Source organism: Streptomyces sp. NEAU-YJ-81 (assembly GCF_017592595.1).
Lineage (GTDB): Bacteria > Actinomycetota > Actinomycetes > Streptomycetales > Streptomycetaceae > Streptomyces > Streptomyces hygroscopicus_B.
In genome coordinates this window covers 449,219-468,239 of the sequence record NZ_JAGFNO010000005.1, presented here as the reverse complement: position 1 = coordinate 468,239, position 19,021 = coordinate 449,219, and the positions used below count along the sequence as shown (strand labels likewise).

The window sequence follows — 19,021 nt, the reverse complement described above, 5'->3', positions numbered from 1 at the left end:
ATATGACTACCCCGACCGACACCACCGGCGGCATCCGCCTGGTGGCCCTCGACATGGCCGGCACCACCGTCGCCGACGGCGGCCTGGTCGAGCGCGCCTTCGATGCCGCCTCCGGTGAGCTGGGCGTCCGGCCCGGCACCCCCGACCACGCCGAGAAGCTCGCCTATGTCCGCGCCACCATGGGCGAGTCCAAGATCTCCGTCTTCCGCCATCTGTTCGGCGCCGAGGAGCCGGCGCAGCGCGCCAACGCCGCCTTCGAGCGGGCGTACGGCGAACTCGTCGACGGCGGTCTGATCGCCCCCGTGCCCGGCGCCCGCGAGGCCATCGAGGAGCTGGCCGCCGACGGCCGTACCGTCGTCCTCACCACCGGCTTCGCCCGCGTCACCCAGGACGCCATCCTGGACGCGCTCGGCTGGCGCGGCCTGGTGCCGCTCACCCTGTGCCCCGCCGACGCGGGCGGGCGCGGGCGGCCGTACCCGGACATGGTGCTGGAGGCGTTCCTGCGGACCAGGGCCGCCGAGGACGTGGCCCAGGTGGCCGTCGTCGGCGACACCTCCCACGACATGCTCAGCGGCGTCCGGGCCGGGGCGGGGCTGGTCGCCGGGGTGCGCACCGGGGCCCACGGCGACGAGGCGTTCCGCGCGGCCGGGGCGACCCACGTACTGGACTCGGTCGCCGACCTGCCCGCCCTGCTGCGGGGAGTCGGCTGATGGGCATCCGCTTCGACGCGGTCACCGTCGCCTACGACGGGAACGTCGTCCTGGACGCCCTCGACCTCACGGTGGCACCCGGCGAGGTCATGGCGCTGCTCGGGCCGTCCGGATCCGGCAAGACACCGCGCTGCGGGCGGTCGCCGGGTTCGTACGGCCCGCCTCCGGGCGGGTCTTCCTCGGCGACCGCGACGTCACCGACCTGCCGCCGCACCGGCGGGGCATCGGGATGGTCGTCCAGAGTTACGCGCTCTTCCCGCATCTGCGGGTCGAGGACAACGTGGCGTTCGGCCTCAGGGCCCGCAAGGTCCCCAAGGCCGAGATCCGGGCCCGGGTCGCCGAGGCGCTGGAGATGACCGGTATGGCCGCCTACGCCCGCCGCCACCCGCGCGAGCTCTCCGGCGGCCAGCAGCAGCGCGTGGCCATCGCCCGCGCGCTCGCCATCCGCCCGGACGTCCTCCTCCTCGACGAGCCGCTGTCCGCGCTCGACGCCCAGCTGCGCTCCGGCATGCTGGCCGAACTCGCCGGGCTGCACCGGGAGTTGCCCGAGGTGTCGATTCTGTACGTCACCCACGACCAGGTCGAGGCGCTCACCCTCGCCGACCGGATCGCGGTGATGGACAAGGCCCGGCTCCAGGCCTGCGGCACCCCGCGGGAGCTGTACCGGGCCCCGGCCGACGCGTTCACCGCCTCCTTCGTCGGCAACGCCAACCTGCTGCCGGTGACGGTCGGTTCCGCGGGCGTGTCCTTCGCCGACGCCGAGATCGCGGTCGACACGGCGGGGGCCGTACCGGGCGCGACCGCCACCTTGTGCGTACGCCCCCATCTGGTCGGTATCGGTGCGGGCCCCAACCGGCTCACCGGCACGGTGGCGGAGATCCAGTGGCGGGGCGCCACCCACCGGCTGTACGTCGAGGTGGCAGGGCACCGGGTGATGGCCGACGTGCGGGAGCTGCGCGAGCCACCGGCCCATGGCGACCCCGTGACCGTGCACTTCGCGCCCGAGGACGCCGTACTGCTGACCGCCGGGGTGAGCGGCCATGGCTAGCGCGACCCTGAGCACTCCGGCCAAGGCCCGGCCCCGCGCGGCGGCCTGGGCCTGGGCGTGGGCGCTGCCGCCCGTCGGCCTCCTCGCCCTGGTCTTCCTCTATCCGCTGGCCCTCGTCGTCCAGCAGTCCGTACGGCCCGACACCGGTGGCACCTCCGTCCAGCCGTACGCCGACGTCTTCGCCTCGGAGGCGTTCCGCGAGGCGCTGTGGACCACCGTGTGGCTGGCGGCGGCCTCGACCGCCGGATGCCTGGTGCTCGGCTTCGTGCTGGCGCTGATCATCGCATTCGTGCCCTTCCCGGGGGCGCGGGCGGCCGCACGCTTCATCGATGTCTTCCTGTCCTTCCCGTCCTTCCTGATCACCCTTGCCCTGCTGTTCATCTACGGCTCGACCGGTATGGCCAACGGTCTGTGGACGGATGTCACCGGCGGCGGTGAGGGGCCCTTCCAGTTCCTCACCACACCCTGGGGCGTACTGCTCGCCGAGATCACGTACTTCACGCCGTTCGTGATGCGTCCGCTGCTCGCCGCGTTCTCCCTGCTGGACACCGCGCAGCTGGAGGCGGCCAGTTCGCTCGGCGCCCGGGCGCCCCGGATCATCCGGCAGATCATCCTGCCCGAGGCACTGCCCGCCCTCGCGGCGGGCGGCAGCCTGGTCCTGGTGCTGTGTCTCAACGAGTTCGGCATCGTGCTCTTCACCGGAGCCAAGGGCGTCACGACCCTGCCGATGCTCGTCTACGGCAAGGCCATCCTGGAGTCCGACTACCCGGGCGCCTGCGTGGTCGCCGTCGTCAACGTCCTGATCTCCGTGGGCCTCTACGGCCTCTACCGGGTGGTGAGCCGCCGTGCTGGTGCATAGCCGCACGGCGAGGTGGGCCGTGTGGGGGGTCTTCCTGATCCTCTTCCTGCCCCTCTTCGCCCTCCCGCTCCTCGTCGTCCTCGGCGCCTCCTTCGCCACCCACTGGTCCGGCGTCCGGCCCTCGGGGATGATCACCGCCAACTACCAGGCCGCCACCCGTGGCGAGGCCCTCCAGGCGCTCACCACCAGCCTGGTCACGGCGGTCACCGCGAGCCTGCTGGCGCTGGCCGTGGGCACCTGGGCCGCGCTCGCGGCGGCGGGCCTGAAGAAGCGGTCGCGCAAGGTCCTGGACGCCCTGTTCGTGCTGCCGGTCGCCGTCCCCTCCGTCGTCGTCGGCCTGGCGATCCTGGTGGCCTTCTCCCAGCCGCCGGTGCTCCTCAGTGGCACCCGCTGGATCGTGATCACCGCCCACACCGTCCTGGTCACCGCCTTCGCCTACCAGTCGGTGTCCGCGGCGATCACCCGTCTCGACCCGGCGTACGAGCAGGCGGCGGCCTCGCTCGGCGCCCGCCCCGCCGCCGTGCTCTGGCGGGTCAGACTGCCGCTGCTGCTGCCGTCCCTGACCGCGGCCGTCGGCCTCTGTTTCGCCCTTTCCATGGGCGAGTTGAGCGCCACGATGATGCTCTACCCGCCCGACTGGACCCCGCTGCCGGTCCTGGTCTACGCCGCCACCGACCGCGGCGCCCTCTTCACCGGCTCCGCGATCGCCGTGGTCCTGATGGCGGCGACCCTGCTGGTGCTGCTCGCCGTCTCCCGGATCCGCACCCGGGCCTCCTACCGCTGACCCCGCGATTCCCCTCCCACCGCAAGGAGTTCATCTCGCCATGCCCACGAACATCCGCAGGCCGCTCGCCGCCCTCTGCGTCCTCGCCCTTCCGCTGACCGCCTGCGGCGGCAACACCGCCGCCTCCGACGAGAAGGTCGTCACCGTCTACAGCGCCGACGGCCTCAAGGGCGAGAAGGGCGACGGCTGGTACGACCGGATCTTCAAGGACTTCCAGAAGGAGACCGGCATCAAGGTCGCGTACGTCGAGGGCGGCTCCGGGGAGATGGTGCAGCGCGCCGCCCGCGAGAAGGTCAATCCGCAGGCCGACGTCCTCGTCACCCTCCCGCCGTTCATCCAGCAGGCCGACGCCAAGGGCCTGCTGCGGAAGTACACCCCGAAGGGCGCCGATCAGGTCGGCGGCGCCGACAAGGCCGCGAACGGCACCTGGACGGCCGTGGTCAACAACTACTTCGGCTTCGTCCACAACACCAAGAAGGTGAAGCGGGCCCCCGCCACCTGGGAGGACCTCCTCGACGGGAGCTACCAGAACAAGCTCCAGTACTCCACCCCGGGCGTCGCCGGGGACGGCACCGCCGTCCTCATCAAGGCGATGCACGACTTCGGCGGCGAGAAGCCCGCCATGGAGTACCTGGCCAGGCTCCAGAAGAACAACGTCGGCCCGGCCGCGTCCACCGGCAAGCTGGCGCCCAAGGTCGACAAGGGCGAACTGCTCGTCGCCAACGGCGATGTCCAGATGAACTACGCCCAGTCGAAGTCCATGCCGAACCTCGGCATCTGGTTCCCGGCCCGCCAGAATGGCAAGCCCACCACCTTCGCCCTGCTGTACGCGGCCGGCCTGGTCACCAAGGCCCCGCACACCGCGAACGGCAAGAAGCTCCTGGACTACATGCTGAGCCGCACGGCCCAGAACCAGGTCAGCGAGGTCGGTGGCGGCTTCACGGCCCGTAAGGACATCGAGGCCACCGACGCCAACGCCACCGCGCTCAGCAAGCTGATGGACGGCGTGGAGGTCTTCCAGCCCGACTGGAACGACATCCAGAAGAACCTCCCGTCCTACATCGACGCCTGGAAGTCGGCCACCGACAGCTGAGCCCCGGCTCAGGCGGGAAGCACCACGTACACAGCGCCCGCGTTCGCGGTGAAGGCCGTGACACCCGGCTCCGGCCGGGTCGTGGGGACGGGCGCGTTCCCGGAGGTCACCCGCACGTCCTTCGCCGTGCGCAGCCGCGCCGGCCCGCCCGCCCGGGCCGTCAGCCGCGCCTCGTCCAGCGCGCCGCCCCGCCAGCTGATGTCCACCTCGAAACCGCCCCGCGCCAGCAGGCCCCGCACGCTCCCGTCCGGCAGTTGCGACGGGAGGGCGGGCAGCAGATGCAGCTCGTCGTGCTGGCTCTGCAGCAGCCACTCGGTCACTCCGGCGCAGGCGCCGAAGTTGCCGTCGATCTGGAACGGCGGGTGCAGGTCGAAGAGGTTGGGGGCGGTGCGCTCGGGAGTGAGCAGATCGGCGAGCAGTTTGTACGAACGGTCGCCCTCCTGAAGCCGCGCCCAGAAGTTGACCTTCCAGGCGAGCGACCACCCTGTGCCCGCGTCACCGCGCCGCACCAAGGTGGTGCGCGCCGCGGTGAAGAGGTCCGGGGTGCGGGTCCGGCTGATCTGGTTGCTCGGATGCAGCCCGTACAGATGGGAGACATGGCGGTGCTCCTGTTCGGGGGCGCTCGCGTCCCAGTCCTGCTGCCACTCCTGGAGCTGGCCCTGCGCGCCGACCTTCATGGGGGCGAGCCGTCCGCGCGCGGCGAGCACCTGGTCCCGGAAGGCGGCGTCGGTGCCGAGGGTATCGGCGGCCGAGGCCACGGCGCCGAACAGGTCGCGCAGCAACTGCGTGTCCATCGTGGGCCCGGCGCACAGCGAGCCGCCGCCTCCGCTGTGGTGGGCGTTCTCCGGGGAGACGGAGGGGCAGGTGACCAGCGCGCCCGTGGCCGGGTCGGTCACCAGCACGTCGAGGAAGAACTGGGCCGCGCCCTTGAGGACGGGGTAGCGCGCCCGCAGTTTCCCCGTGTCGCGCGTGTACCGGTAGTGCTCCCAGATGGCCATGGACATCCAGGCGCCGCCCATGGGCCACATGCCCCAGAAGGCGCCGTCGACGGGGGCCGTGCCGCGCCAGGCGTCGGTGTTGTGGTGGGTGACCCAGCCGTCCGCGCCGTACTGGGTGCGCGCCGTCGACCGCCCGGCCACGGCCAGCTCGTCGAGCAGGGCGAAGACCGGTTCCCAGCACTCCAGGAGGTTGGCGGGGGCGGCCGGCCAGTAGTTCATCTCGGTATTGATGTTGATGGTGTACTTCGAGCCCCAGGGCGGGCTCGTGAGGTCGTTCCAGATGCCCTGGAGGGTGGCCGGCTGGGTGCCGGGGCGGGATGCGGCGATGAGCAGATAGCGGCCGTACTGGAAGTGCAGCTCGACCAGTTGCGGATCGCCGCCGGAGGCGAAGCGGGAGACGCGCTCGTCGGTGGGCAGGGCCGCCGCGTCGCTGCTGCCCACGTCCAGCGAGGTACGGTGGAACAGCGCGCGGTGATCGTCGACATGGCGGCTGCGCAGTTGGCCGTAAGGGCGGTTCGCCGCCGGGTTGAGGTCTCCGGCCGCCTGGCCCGCCGCGTCACCGTTCGCGTTCTCCCAGTTCACATAGGTGGTGCCGATGGCGACCAGGACGGTCGCCGCGTCGGCTCCCCGGACGGTGACGGTCCCGCCCGCGCTGGTGGTGGTGCCGCCCTCGGCGAACACCCGCACCAGCGCGCGGAACCCCACCGCGCCGCCCACCCCGCCCGTGGCGTCCCCCGTACCGTCGAGCGCGGCGGTGAGCGGGTCGGGCGAGGACAGGGAGGTGCGCAGCGGGCTTTCGAACGTGGCGCCGAAGGACAGCGCGCCTTGTCTCGACGCGGACAACCGGACGACGATGACGCGGTCGGGAGCGCTGGCGAACGCCTCACGGGTGAAGGTCACACCGTCGCGGGTGTACGTGGTGGTGGCCACCGCCGAATCCAGGTCCAGCTCCCGCCGGTAGCCGGTCACCGTACCGGCCGTCGGCAGGCTCAGCAGGAGACTGCCGACGGTCTGGTACTGCGCCTGGCCGCCGGGCACCCCGAGGAAATCGGAGTTGATCAGCGTCTCGGCCTCGGGCCACTTTCCGTCGAAGACGAGCTGCCGGATGCGGGGCAGGGCGGCCAGGCCCTTGTGGTTGTCGTAGCTGTGCGGCCCGCCCGCCCAGAGGGTGTCCGCGTTGAGCTGCAGCCGCTCGGTCTCCGTGGCCCCGAACACCATCGCGCCGAGCCGCCCGTTGCCCAGCGGCAGGGCGCTCAGCCAGTCGGCGGCGGGCTCGCGGTACCACAGCGCCAGCGGCCGGTCCGCCTTCTCGCGCCCGGCGGCCTCCGCGGCGTGGGCCGTCCCGGCGGGCAGGCCGGCGGCCGCGAGGCCCGTGGTGGTCGTGGCGGCGAGGGCCATGAAGTGTCGGCGCGGCACATCAGGGGTCACTGCGACTCCAGGAAAGGGTGAGTGGGGGGTCTGCCTCGATCCGGGACCTGCCTCGGTCCGGGACCTGCCTCGATCCGGGATCTGCCTCGGTCCGGGACCTGCCTCGATCCGGGACCTGCCTCGGTCCGGGATCCGTCCGGCCGTCCCGGCGGGCCGCTGCCCCGCGGCCCGGGTGCCGGGTCAGCGGCCGTGACCGGTTGTGGCCACGCCCATGGCGTACGTGATGCCACCGAGGAGGTGCTGCCGGAAGGCGGGCTCGGTGTAGGACTCCTTGGTGTGGCCGAGGCCGGTGTAGAAGGCCCGGCCGCCCTTGTACTTCTGGTACCAGCTGATGGGGTGGTCCCCGTTCATGGTGCCGCCGGTGTACGAGGACTCGTCCAGCGCGGCGAGCACGTGCACGGTGGCCGTATCGCGGGGATTGGTGCGGTAGTTGTACCACTCGTCGGTGCGCACCCAGGTGTCCCCGAGGTGGCCCGTCGCCGGGTGGGCGTGGTCCTCGACCTTCACCGTGGCCTGCTGGATCGCCGGGTGGGACTGGAACCACGCACCGCACAGCCCGCCGTAGAACGGCCAGTCGTATTCGGTGTCGGCGGCGGCGTGCACCCCCGCGTAGCCGCCGCCCGCCGCGACGTAGCCCTCGAAGGCCGTCTGCCCGCCCGTGTCGAGGACGTCGCCGGTGGTGGACAGGAAGACCACCGCGGCGTAGCGGGCGAGGTTGCCGGGAGTGAAGGCGGCGGCGTCCTCGGTGGCGTCGACGGCGAAGCCGCCCTGTGCGCCGAGGTCCTTGATGGCGGCGATGCCGTCGGGGATGGAGTCGTGGCGGAAGCCCGCCGTCTTGGAGAACACCAGCACCCGGCCCGCCCTCGGCCGCCTGCGGGCGGACGTGGCAGAGGCGGGCGCGGTCGCCGCGCCGGTGAGCAGTACGGCACCGGCCGCGGCCTTGATCACGGAGCGGCGCCGGGTGGGGGCGGGCAGATCGGGACGTTTCCTGTGCACGGGGAACCTCCGGGGAGAAGTGTGATTCTCAAAGGGGGTTGGGCACAGGCGCGCGCCGTCGCGCCTAGGGCGCCGCACGGCTGCGAGCCTCGGTGAGGGGAGGGGCTGCCTCCGTGGGCGTAAGGGGACCGTACCGAGTCGGCCCCACTTTGCAAAGCCCGTTGACAAAAAGCTCTGGCCGGCCATCCGGTCACCGCCTCGTGGGCGCGGGACGGCCCGCCAGCCGTGGTGTGAACGTGGCGTGGAAGATGGTCGACGCGGCGCCGACGGCGGCGGCCTCGCGGCTGAGCACGGACCGCTCGACATCGACCCGGCGCAGCCGTCTGGCGGTCGGGAAGTCGTTGACGATACGGGAGATCTCGGCCGTGTAGAGGTCGGCGACCCCGTCGGTGAAGAACGGCCCGCCGAGCACGACCAGGTCGATGTCCAGCAGGTCCACCAGGGACAGGGCGCCTCTGCCGATCGCCCCGGCGACCTGGCGCACGGCCTTCTCGGCGACCGGGTCGCCGGCCCCGGCCGCCGCGCTCACCACCCGGTGGGCCTCGCGCGGGTCGTGCGCGGCGCGCGGGCCGAGGACCATGCCGAGCCGGGCGGCCGTCTCGGGGATGGACACCGGCGGATTGCACTCGGGCAGGATCTCCGGTCTGCCGTCCGCGTCGACCCGTTCCAGGGCGACGGCGCACAGCTGGCCGAACTCCCCCGCGTTGGCGCTGACTCCGCGGTGGATGTCGCCGCCCAGGAACAGCCCGGCGCCGACCCCGGTGCCCAGGTACAGGTACACGAAGTCGCGGGCGCGCCGGTCGCGCCCGATCCACCGCTCGCCGATGGCCGCGGCCGAGGAGTCCTTCTCCATGACGATGGGGCACGGGAAGCGGTCCTTGAGCATGTACAGCAGCGGCACATCCCGCCACACCGACAGCAGCGGCGGGTCGAGGACGGTGCCGGAGGCCACGTCGACGGGGCCGGGGGTGGCCACGCCGATGCCGAGGAATCCCCCGGGCCGCACCGCGCCACCGGCGGCGGACAGGACCCCGCGGCCCAGCCGGGCGATGTGGTCGACGAGCTGGTCCGGGCTGGCGGTCTGCGCGACGGGTTCCGTACGGCTGCGCACGATGGCGCCGTCGAGGTCGACCACGACCGCCGTCAGCACATCTGGGTCGACATGGATGCCCAGCGCGTGCCCGGCGTCACCGCGCAGCCGCACCGGGGTGCGCGGCTTGCCGGAGGTGGCCTGCCGCCGGTCGTCCTCGACCAGGATGCCGCGGTGCAGCAGCGAGCGGGAGATCCGGGAGACCGACTGCTGGGTGAGGCCGGTGCGGTGCGAGATCTCGCCGCGGGTAATGGTCCCGGCCAGCCGTACCGCCTCGATGACCACGCACTCGTTGAAGGAGCCGAGGTCGATCTGGTTCGCGCCGCCCCAGGACTCCCGGCGCTGCTCGCCACCGGCCCGGGAGGCCCCGGCGAAGTGGGTGGCGATGGGTTCCCGGAGCCAGCGCACGGGCTGCCGCTCGCGGGCGCTGCCGGGCCGGTCCGCGTAGCGCGTGAGGGCGGCGGCCAGGTCGAGGTAGACGCGGTGCGAGGACTCCGGGTGCCGGGTGCAGTCCAGGCCGACCATGGCCCGCAGAAAGGTGCGCCAAGTGGTGCGCACCGGAAGGGCGTGGTGGACCACCCCGCCCCTGGCCCACCGCTGGGACGACGGCCCGCCCTCCCCGGTGTCCCACAGGGTGATGGCGTGCAGGGAGGCGCCGGGGTGGCGGCGCCGGGCCTCGGCCAGGTATCCGGCCGGCCGGTCCTGGCCACGCCGCTCCCCCGGCACCGGGGAGGGCGGGACCTTCAGCGCGGCCTCCACCGCCGCGTCGACGGCGGCGATGACATCGGCCCCGGGAGAGGCGCCCGGCGAGCCGCCGTGGCGCCGTTCGTGGGCGGCCGGGCGGGTGCCGACGAGCAGCAGCGCCCGGTGGGTGTCCAGATACAGGCCGAGCACCCACACCTCGGCCTGCGGGAGCGGGGGGCGGGTGGGCACGGCGGGGACGGTGGCGTTGCCGGGCGTGACCCGCCAGCGCTGGCGGATCGCGGCGACGGCCGCGTGGCTGTAGCCGAGTTCGCGGGCGACCGCGCGGGAGGCGCCGCCGCCGTCGGGCGCCAGCACCGTACGGGTGATGACCTCGGCCTCGTCGATGATGCTGGGCCGCCCGGGCCGTGGACGCTCCCGCAGGCCCGCCACGCCGGAGGCGTCGAAACGCTGCCGCCAGTTGCCCACCGTCTGCCGGGAGACATCGAGCCGCCGGGCGATCTCGGCGTTGCGCAGCCCCTGGGCGGCGAGCAGGACGACGGCGGCGCGAACGGCACGCGAACCTCCCTCCGCCACCCAGTGCCGCAGCAGCCTGCGGTCCTCCTCGGGCAGCCCCGGGGCGTCCTGGTACGGCGGGTTCACGACGCCCCGCGCGCCAGCCGGAGGGTCAGGATCTGGAACGGGCGCAAGTTCAGGTCCAACACGCCCTGGGTGTGGGTCAGCTCGGCCGTTGGATTCTCCATCAGGTCGGTGACCTGGACGCGGTCGACGGCGAATCCGGCCGCCAGGGTGGTGCGGACCCGGCCGCCTCGCGACTCGTAGAGCCGGACCACGACGTCGCCGGAGCGGTCGTCGGCGAGCTTGAGCGCCTCCACCACGACGCCCGGATCGCCCACCGCGACCAACGGCGGTCCGGTGAGCCGGGGCGCGGCGGCGCGCAGCGGGAGGCTGAACGCGTATCCCCCGGCCACGGCGTCGCCGATCTCGGCGCCGGGGTACAGCGCGTAGCGGAAACGGTGCCGGCCCCGGTCGGCATGGGGGTCGGGGCTGTGGGAGCCGCGCAGCAGGGTGAGCCGGAGGGTGGTGGTCGTTCCGCCGTCCTCGCGGGTGAGGCGGGCGACGTCGTGCCCGTAGGTGGAGTCGGTGAGCAGGGCCGCGCCCCAGCCGTGTTCGCCGATGTGGACCCAGCGGTGCGCCCACGCCTCGAAGCGGGCGACGTCCCAGCTCGTGTTCTCGTGGGTGGGCCGCTCGACATGGCCGAACTGGATCTCGGACGCGACGCGTTCGGCGTGCACGTCCAGCGGCCAGGCGGCCTTGAGGACGGTGTCCTCCTCCCGCCAGTCGATGTCCGTGTCGACCTCCAGGATCCGGCTGCCCGCGGCCAGGCCGAGGCGCTGTACGACGACGGACCGCCCGGTGGTGCGCTCCACCCGCACACAGGCCAGCAGCGGACCCTCGTCGTCGAGCCGGACGGCGGTCGCGGTGTCCAGGTCGCGGTGGACGTTGCGGTACTGGGCGTCCAGGTTCCAGGCGCTCCAGCGCACCGGATCGTCGGGGTGGAGCTGCAGCAGGTTCCCGGCGCCACCGGGCGCGATGGCCTCCCTGCCGCGGTCGTGGTCGTACACGGAGCGGACCAGCCCGTCGCTGTCGATATGGACCGTCAGCGCGCCGTTGTCCAGGACGTATCCGCCCCCGTCGGCGGGACGGGCGGTGACCGGCGCCTGGTCGGCGGTGCCGGTGCCGAGGACGGCGGCGCCGAGCGCGGGGGCCTGGGCGAGCACGGCGTACCGGCCGTCGGACAGCTTCTGCACCGGGCCGCCGGCGGTGGGCGGCGCATCCAGGCGGACCACCTCGCACCGGGCGTGGGGGGCGGCGTTGAGGACGGCGAGTGGTTCCGTGGTGTCCGGGGTGCCCGCGGCGCGGGCCACGATGCGCTCCAGGCCGCGGTGGATGGCGCGGTAGGTCTGCTCGGCCTGCTGGTGGACCCAGGAGATGGCGGTGCCGGGGAGGATGTCGTGGAACTGGTGGAGCAGCACCTGCTTCCACAGCGCGTCGAGCGTCTCGTACGGATAGGGCTGGCCGGTGCGGACGGCGGCGGTCGCCGCCCACAGCTCGGCCTCGCGCAGCAGGGCCTCGCTGCGCCGGTTGCCGCGCTTGGTGCGGGCCTGGCTGGTGTAGGTGCCGCGGTGGGTCTCCAGATACAGCTCGCCGCGCCACACGGGCGCGTCGGGGTACTCCTCGCGGGCCTCGCGGAAGAAGTCCGACGGCGACTGGACCCTGACCCGTGGCGAGCCTTCGAGGTCGGCCAGGCGCCGGGCCTTCTCCAGCATCTCGCGGGTGGGCCCGCCCCCGCCGTCGCCGAAGCCGAAGGGGGCCAGGGAGCGGGTGCCCGCGCCCTTCTCGGCGTACGTGGCGACGGCGTGGGCCAGCTCGGCGCCGGACAGGGTGGCGTCGCAGGTGTCCACGGGCGGGAAGTGGGTGAAGATCCGGGTGCCGTCGATCCCCTCCCACCAGAAGGTGTGGTGGGGCAGCTTGTTGGTCTCGTTCCAGGACAGCTTCTGGGTGAGGAACCAGCGGGCGCCCGCGAGCGCGGCCAACTGCGGGTAGGCGGCGGTGTAGCCGAAGGAGTCGGGCAGCCAGACGCCGTCGGTCTCCACGCCGAGTTCCTCGGAGAAGAAGCGGCGGCCGTGGACGAGCTGACGCGCCAGGGCCTCGCCGCCGGGCAGGTTGCCGTCGGCCTCGACCCACATGCCGCCGACCGGCGCCCAGTTGCCGTCGGCCACCGCCTTCTTGATCCGCTCGAAGACGTACGGCTGGTGGTCGCGCATCCACGCGTAACTCTGGGCGGAGGAGCAGGCGAAGACCAGCTCCGGGTACTCCTCGGCCAGCGCGGCCATGGTGGAGAACGTCCGGGCGCACTTGCGCACGGTCTCGCGCAGCGGCCACAGCCAGGCGGAGTCGATATGGGCGTGTCCCACCGCGGCGATGGTGTGCGCGGTGTCGTGGGCGCGCCGGTCCAGGACCGGGCGCAGGATCGCCCGGGCCGCCGCGGCGCCCGCGGCGACGCGGCGCGGGGGCACGCTGTCCACGGCCCGCTGGAGCGCGCGCAGGATCTCGTGGCGGCGCGGCAGTCCGAGGGGCAGTTCGCGCATCAGCTCGTCCAGCACCTCCATGTCGTGGAGAAGCTGCCAGACGTCCTCCTCGCGGACCACGAGGTCGGCGCGGCGCAACTGGTACAGGTCCTCCTCGCCCGCGGTGAGCCGGTGGCCGTAGTGGGTGCCGATGCCCGCGCTGCCGACTATGGGCGGATTGGCGGCGGCCTCGACGAGCAGGCACACACTCTCGCCGCCGACGGCGCGGGGGGTCAGCGGCACCGAGCGGTTGTGGGGGTGCAGGCCCTGCAGCGGGGTGCCGTCGGCGTCGTGGACCAGGCCCTCGGCCTGGCCTCCGGGGCCGCGGGAGAGATCGAAGCCGAGGTCGAACAGGGCCTCCACCCGGCGGCCCGCCCACCGTTCGGGGACCGTGGCGGTGACGCGGAACCAGGTGGTCGACCACGGGCCGCCCCAGCTGCCACCGATGACGAACGGCCGGTACTCGGCGCGCAGCGCGTCGGCCACCGGTACCGGCTCCCCCGGGAGGTGCCAGGCGGCGACCTCCAGCGGGACGCGGTCGCCGTACAGCGCCGGGCGCAGGCGCTCGGCGATGAACTTCGCGATGCGCTCTTCCACGGCGTGGCGGTCGTCGTGCATGGTCGGCCCTTCCTCCTGCCTGCCCCCGGGAAAGTGCGCGTGACGCTTATGTAAAACCATGTGTGTTATCACGTCAACGCTTCGGCCCAATTACCGTCCCGTTGCCCTGAGCTGCTCCTCTGACCTGCGAATTTACTGGGCAAAAGAAGCGATCCGACACCCTGTCAGGAGGAAAATAAGCGGCCTCCCACCGACTGTGTCAGATAAGAGAATTGACACCGGACGCAGAAATGCGGCGGGGAGGAGTCGGCGTTCTCCTCCCCGCCGCGTGGGCCGTCCGGCGGTTTCCCCTCGGGTTGTCCGGCGCGGCCCGGCTCGGTCCCGGCTCAGCCGGTGGTGAAGGTGAAGTCGTCCAGGTCGAAGAGGTTGCCCTGGCCGGTGACGCCCTTGAAGACGAGGCAGAGCGTCGTCGTCCCCGAGGGGGCGCCGCCGAGCGTGGCGCTCACGTCCTGGAAGTTCTCCCAGCCGCCGGTGGCGGGCACGGTCGCGGTTCCCAGCAGCGTCCCGGTGGGGCTGCCCGCGCGGACCTCGATGGTGCCGCCGGGTCCGCCGGAGGAGATGCGGGCCGTCAGCTTGGTGGCGTTGTTCAGGAGGTACGGCTTGAAGGAGATCCAGTCGCCGTTGTCGGTGAAGCCGACGGTCTTGCCACCGTGCGCGGTGGAGTGGCTCGCCTGCTCGATGCCCTGGAACGCGGTGTAGTGCTCGGCCTGGCGGTGCTTCGGCTGAGCGACATGCTGGGTGTGGGTGGTCAGCGCGGGCTGGCCGCCCGCTCCCTTGTCGGTGTATTCGGCGTCGAAGACCCCGAAGATATTGGCGTTCTCGTCGTGTTCTCCGTCCGCCAGCGTCTGCAGGGTGCCCTCACAGCCGGTGGCCGAGGTGATGGGGTGGGCGTGGCTGTCGTGCCCGAGCAGGTGGGTGATCTTCACCTTGGCGCAGTCGATGGTGCCGTCTTCCGGGTCGCTGACCTTGATGCGGAAGGGCACCTTGTCGCCGAAGGTGAACAGCTGGCCGTCCCCGGGCAGTTCCAGGGTGACCGTCGGCGCGGTGTTGCCGACCGTGATGTGGACGCTCGCCGTGCCGGTCAGGCCGCCGGGGTCCCGGGCGGTCAGGGTGGCGGTGTAGGTGCCGTTGGCGGTGTAGGTGTGCGCCGGGTTGGCCTCGGTGGACTTCCCGCCGTCGCCGAAGTCCCAGCTATAGCTGATGGCGTCACCGTCGGGATCGCTGGTGCCGGACGAGGAGAAGCCGACCCGCAGCGGCGCCTGCCCCGAAGTCTTGTCGCCCGCCGCCTGGGCGACCGGTGCCCGGCCTCCGACGACGTTCTCGATGCGGTACAGCGCCGAGTTGGCGTCACCCGCGCCCCATCCGGTGCCGTAGTCCAGGACGTACAGCGCGCCATCCGGGCCGAAGGCCATGTCCATCACCTGGGTGCCGGTCCAGGGGAAGGCGTTGATGGAGCTGACCGTGCCGTCCGCGCCCTGGTCGATTCGCTTGATCCACTTGCGGCCGAACTCCCCCGCGAAGAAGTCGCCGTCGTACTCCTGCGGAAACTTCACCGGCGAGTTCAGGTTGGCGTCGTAGCGGTAGACCGGTCCGGCCATCGGGGATTCCGAGCCGGAGCCGAACTCGGGCACCGACCCGCCGTCGTAGGGAATCCAGGCGGCCTGGGCCGGGGGCAGGTCGGTGAGGCCGGTGTTGTTCGGGGAGGTGTTCTTCGGCGCGGCGCAGTTGAAGGCGGAGCCGGAGGTGCCGGTGGCGAAGTCGTAGTCGATGTACGGCTGGTTCTTGCCGACGCAGTAGGGCCAGCCGAAGTTGCCGGCCTTGGTGACCCGGGCGAACTCCACCATGCCCTGCGGACCGCGGGTGGAGCTGGCGTTGCCCGCGTCGGGCCCGTAGTCGCCCACGTAGACCACGCCGGTGGCCTTGTCGACACTCATCCGGAACGGGTTGCGGAATCCCATCGCGTAGATCTCGGGGCGGGTCTTGGCGGTGCCGGGGGCGAAGAGGTTGCCCGCCGGGATGTCGTACGAGCCGTCCGCCTTGACCTTGATGCGCAGGATCTTGCCGCGCAGGTCGTTGGTGTTCCCCGCGCTGCGCTGGGCGTCGAAGGCCGGATTGCGGCTCGCCCGCTCGTCGATGGGCGTGTAGCCGTCGGAGGCGAAGGGGTTGGAGTCGTCGCCGGTCGACAGATACAGATTGCCCTGTGCGTCGAAGTCGATGTCGCCGCCGACGTGGCAGCACATGCCACGGGAGGTCTTGACCTCCAGCACGGTCTTCTCGCTGGCCCGGTCCAGGGTGCCGTCGGTCTTGAGCACGAACCGGGAGAGCCGGTTGACGCCGTCGAACTTCGTGAAGTCCGCGGCCGTGCCGTTCTCCGGGGCATCACCGCCCGGGGTGTTCAGCGGCGCCGCGTAGTAGAGGTAGATGAAGCGGTTGGCGCTGAAGCCCGGGTCGACCCCGACGCCCTGCAGCCCCTCCTCGTCGTGGCTGTACACCGGCAGGGTGCCGGCGACCTTGGTGGTGCCGGCGGCGTCAGTGAGCCGCAGGGTGCCGTCGCGCGAAGTGTGCAGCACCGAGCGGTCGGGCAACACGGCCAGCGACATCGGCTCACCCGTCTCGGCCACCCCCTTGGCCAGGGTGACCTGCTGGAACACGGGGGCAGCGGCGGCGGCCGTCCGGTCGGGGTCGGGCTTGGCGTCCGCCGCCGGGGCGGTGAGCGTCAGGGTGGCGCCGGTGAGCAGTGTTCCGGCGAACAGCGCGAGGGATCTGCGCAGTCCGAGGCGTTTCCTGTGCACGAAGGTCCTCCGTATGCAGTGGGGATACTCGCGGAAGTGCTGAGCACAGGCGCGCGCCGTCGCGCCGCGGTACGGGCCTTGGGCAGGGTGGAGGGGACCCTTGTGCCCGTACTCGACACCGCCCTAGCCGTGGCCCGCCGACGCGGACAGCTCGCCCACGAAGGCCACGGGCTCGGGACGGGAACATGTGGTACCGACCGGGAGCGAGGTCCGCTCCCGGGCGCCACCGCGCCAGGGCTCCACGGAACCGTCGAAGGTGTCGGGATCCGGTACCGACAGCGAGCCCTCGCTGCCGTGCGCGTCCACGGCCTTGCGCGCGGTCCGGGTACCCGGGCCGAGCACCGTGTCCGGCGCGCGGCCGACCCGCGGCCCGGCCCGCTGTGCCGCGCCCATGATGGCGTCGGCCTCCTCGCCGACCAGCCCTGTCCTCAGCGGCTCGCCCACAGCGGTCCTCTCTCGGTCAGCCCCCGCGCCCCGACTGGGGTGGCGCTCGTCGCGTTCGGTCTCACGGCCTCTGCACGCTCCCGTCGGTGGTCCGCAGCAGGGCCCAGCGGTCGTGGGCCAGGGGCTCGGGGGCGGGATAGCGGCGCGCGACGCTCTCGTCGAAGTCGACTCCGAGCCCCGGGGCCTCCCGGGGCTCCATCGCCCCCAGGCGCGGCACGATCGTCCCGGGGAAGACCTCCAGAACCGCCTCGCGGAAGGTCGCCGCCTCCTGGACGCCGAAGGCGGGGCTGGAGATGTCGAGAGCGACGGTGGCCGCCTGCGCGAGCGGGCTGACGTCGCCCGGCCCGTGCGGGGCGAGCCGGACGCCGTGCAGCTCACATGCGGCGGCGAGCTTACGGGCCGGAGTGAGGCCGCCGAGCGTGGGGATCCGGATCCGCGCGAAGTCGATCACCGGTCCGGCCAGCAGCGGCAGGAACTGGGTGAGATCGCTGAACAGCTCGCCCATCGCGAGGGGCACCGGGGACGCGGCGCGCAGCCGCGCGAAGTGCGCGGCGTCCTCCGGGGCGAGCACGTCCTCGACGAAGTACAGCCCGGCGTCGGCCACCCGGCGCAGGAACTCCCCGGCCTGGCGCGGGTCGAGGCGCTCATGCGCGTCGTGCAGCAACTCGACGCCGTCGCCGACCAGTTCGCGGGTGCGGCGCAGCACCGGGGGCACCGCGCGCAGATAGGCGGCGCTGTCCCAGCGACCGGAGCGGTCGTGTCGGGCCCGGGCCTCCTCGGCGCCGGACGGGGCGGCTCCGTAGGTGTCGGAACCGGGAACGGCGGTCTGGACGCGGACGTGCCCGAAGCCCCGTTCGCGCGCGGCGGCGACCTTGTCGGCGAGTTCTTCGGCGTCCCGGCCGTCCACGTGGGTGTAGGCGGCGGCGCGGTGCCGGAAGCGGCCGCCGAGGAGGGCGTACAGCGGGGCGCCGAGCCGCTTGGCCTTCAGGTCCCACAGGGCGACGTCGACGCCACCGAGGGCGTTGCCGGTGATCGAACCACCGCGCCAGTAGGCGCTGTTGAGGGCCAGGCGGTGCAGGTCCTCGATGTCGCCGGGGTCGCGGCCGCGCAGCAGCGGCGCGAGGTAGTCGTCGATCACGCTGCGGACGGCCAGGGTGCGCTGAGGGTCGCTGGCACATCCGAGGCCGTACAGCCCGGGGTCGTTGGTCTCGATCCGCACGATGAGGTACGGGCAGCCCTGCGGGGCCGTCAGGAACGTGCGTACGGCGGTGATGCGGAGCTTGTCGCCGCGCTCCTCCACCCAGGGGGCCTGGGCCGGCGGGAGGTGCGGCTCATGGGGTGCGGACATGCGCTCCCATTCCGGTAGCCGAATGGCAATCGTCCATTCGAACGTAAGGAGGGTTCAGGAGCGGTGTCAATGACCGTACCGGGATACGGTCAGGACCGGGGCGCGCGGCGGTGTGCGGGGCTCAGTGCTCGCCGAGGCGCTTCAGCAGGGTCCGCAACGAGTGGGCCGCCTCGGTGACATGGGCGGCGATCTCGCTCAGCCGGGCGTCGTCCATCCGGCTGCGCGGCGCCGAGCAGCTGATCGCGTCGCCGCCGCCGTGCCCGGTACCGAGCGGGACCGCCACACAGCGGATGTCCACCGAACTCTCGCCCTCGTCCTCCGCCCAGCCGCGCTTGCGGGCGTCGGCGAGCTGGGCGAGCAGCTCGTCCGGGTCGGTGACGGTGCTCGGAGTCAGCGCCGTCAACGGCCAGTTGAGCCGGCGCTGGATCTCGGCCGCGTCGTACTGGGACAGGATCGCCTTGCCGAGGGCGGTGGCATGCGCGGGCAGCCGGCGGCCGACCGCCGAGTACATCCGCAGGGCATGGCGGGATTCGCGCTTGGCCAGGTAGACGACGTCCGTATCGTCCAGCCGGCCGAGGTGGACGGCCTCGCCGGTCTCCTCGGCCAGCAGGTCGAGCACGGGCCCGGCGATCCCGGCGAGGTCGTCGCTCTCCAGGTAGGCGGTGCCGGTCAGCAGCGCCTTGAGACCGAGGCTGTACAGCGTTCCCGACGGGTCCGTCTCCACCCAGCGGCGGGACTCCATGGTGCGCAACACGGCGTGCAGACTGCTCTTGGGCACGGCCAGGGTGCTCGCCATGTCGGCGAGCGAGAGCCGGGCGCCCTCGGCACCCAGGAGTTCGAGCACTTCCAGGACGCGCGCTGCGGACTTGACGTCCTCGTGACGCCGGACCCGCGCTGCTCCCGACACCGATTCCACGCCAGCCTCCGCTCCCCGGCCCGGCGCCCCGCTGGCCCCGGTTCCCGACACCTTACGCAGCTTG

Annotated in this window: 11 protein-coding genes and 2 pseudogenes; 5 read left to right on the top strand and 8 right to left on the bottom strand. The window is 72.7% G+C overall.

Annotation, left to right across the window (positions count from 1 at the left end):
- The first annotated feature begins 2 nt into the window (after positions 1 to 2).
- From J5X86_RS15710 to J5X86_RS15690, 5 genes and pseudogenes are all read left to right on the top strand, one after another.
- A complete protein-coding gene (locus tag J5X86_RS15710) occupies positions 3 to 710 on the top strand; it encodes an HAD family hydrolase (protein WP_208517412.1) in 708 nt (235 codons plus the stop codon).
- Positions 710 to 1,758, top strand: a pseudogene (locus J5X86_RS15705) (ABC transporter ATP-binding protein). The gene J5X86_RS15710 and the pseudogene J5X86_RS15705 overlap by 1 nt, the downstream one beginning before the upstream one ends.
- The gene (locus J5X86_RS15700; RefSeq protein ID WP_208517411.1) at positions 1,751 to 2,617 is read left to right on the top strand and encodes a 2-aminoethylphosphonate ABC transporter permease subunit; all 867 of its coding nucleotides are present in this window, start codon (positions 1,751 to 1,753) and stop codon (positions 2,615 to 2,617) included. The pseudogene J5X86_RS15705 and the gene J5X86_RS15700 overlap by 8 nt, the downstream one beginning before the upstream one ends.
- The gene (locus J5X86_RS15695; RefSeq protein WP_208517410.1) at positions 2,604 to 3,401 is read left to right on the top strand and encodes an ABC transporter permease; all 798 of its coding nucleotides are present in this window, start codon (positions 2,604 to 2,606) and stop codon (positions 3,399 to 3,401) included. The genes J5X86_RS15700 and J5X86_RS15695 overlap by 14 nt, the downstream gene beginning before the upstream one ends.
- 40 nt (positions 3,402 to 3,441) lie before the next feature.
- Positions 3,442 to 4,494: a 2-aminoethylphosphonate ABC transporter substrate-binding protein gene (locus J5X86_RS15690; protein WP_208517409.1), complete on the top strand. Its 1,053-nt coding sequence runs from the start codon at positions 3,442 to 3,444 to the stop codon at positions 4,492 to 4,494.
- An 8-nt stretch (positions 4,495 to 4,502) separates the two neighbouring features.
- Here J5X86_RS15690 and J5X86_RS15685 read toward each other — a convergent pair whose 3' ends face one another.
- The 8 genes and pseudogenes from J5X86_RS15685 to J5X86_RS15650 all read right to left on the bottom strand — a co-directional run bounded on the left by J5X86_RS15685 (position 4,503) and on the right by J5X86_RS15650 (position 18,957).
- Positions 4,503 to 6,890, bottom strand: coding sequence for a glycoside hydrolase N-terminal domain-containing protein (locus J5X86_RS15685; protein WP_243980520.1), 2,388 nt, complete (start codon positions 6,888 to 6,890; stop codon positions 4,503 to 4,505).
- A gap of 237 nt (positions 6,891 to 7,127) precedes the next feature.
- Positions 7,128 to 7,916, bottom strand: a pseudogene (locus J5X86_RS15680) (ThuA domain-containing protein); the annotation flags it as partial.
- Positions 7,917 to 8,106: 190 nt separating this feature from the next.
- The gene (locus J5X86_RS15675) at positions 8,107 to 10,350 is read right to left on the bottom strand and encodes an ROK family protein (protein WP_208517406.1); all 2,244 of its coding nucleotides are present in this window, start codon (positions 10,348 to 10,350) and stop codon (positions 8,107 to 8,109) included.
- Positions 10,347 to 13,457, bottom strand: coding sequence for a glycoside hydrolase family 38 C-terminal domain-containing protein (locus tag J5X86_RS15670; protein ID WP_208517405.1), 3,111 nt, complete (start codon positions 13,455 to 13,457; stop codon positions 10,347 to 10,349). Before J5X86_RS15670 ends, J5X86_RS15675 begins: the two co-directional genes overlap by 4 nt.
- Before the next feature lie 326 nt (positions 13,458 to 13,783).
- The gene (locus J5X86_RS15665; protein WP_208517404.1) at positions 13,784 to 16,249 is read right to left on the bottom strand and encodes a PQQ-dependent sugar dehydrogenase; all 2,466 of its coding nucleotides are present in this window, start codon (positions 16,247 to 16,249) and stop codon (positions 13,784 to 13,786) included.
- Positions 16,250 to 16,372: 123 nt separating this feature from the next.
- A complete protein-coding gene (locus J5X86_RS15660; protein ID WP_243980389.1) occupies positions 16,373 to 16,693 on the bottom strand; it encodes a hypothetical protein in 321 nt (106 codons plus the stop codon).
- A 61-nt stretch (positions 16,694 to 16,754) separates the two neighbouring features.
- Positions 16,755 to 18,041: an enolase C-terminal domain-like protein gene (locus tag J5X86_RS15655; protein ID WP_208517403.1), complete on the bottom strand. Its 1,287-nt coding sequence runs from the start codon at positions 18,039 to 18,041 to the stop codon at positions 16,755 to 16,757.
- Between the two features lie 121 nt (positions 18,042 to 18,162).
- A complete protein-coding gene (locus J5X86_RS15650; protein ID WP_078645442.1) occupies positions 18,163 to 18,957 on the bottom strand; it encodes an IclR family transcriptional regulator in 795 nt (264 codons plus the stop codon).
- Positions 18,958 to 19,021: the final 64 nt, after the last annotated feature.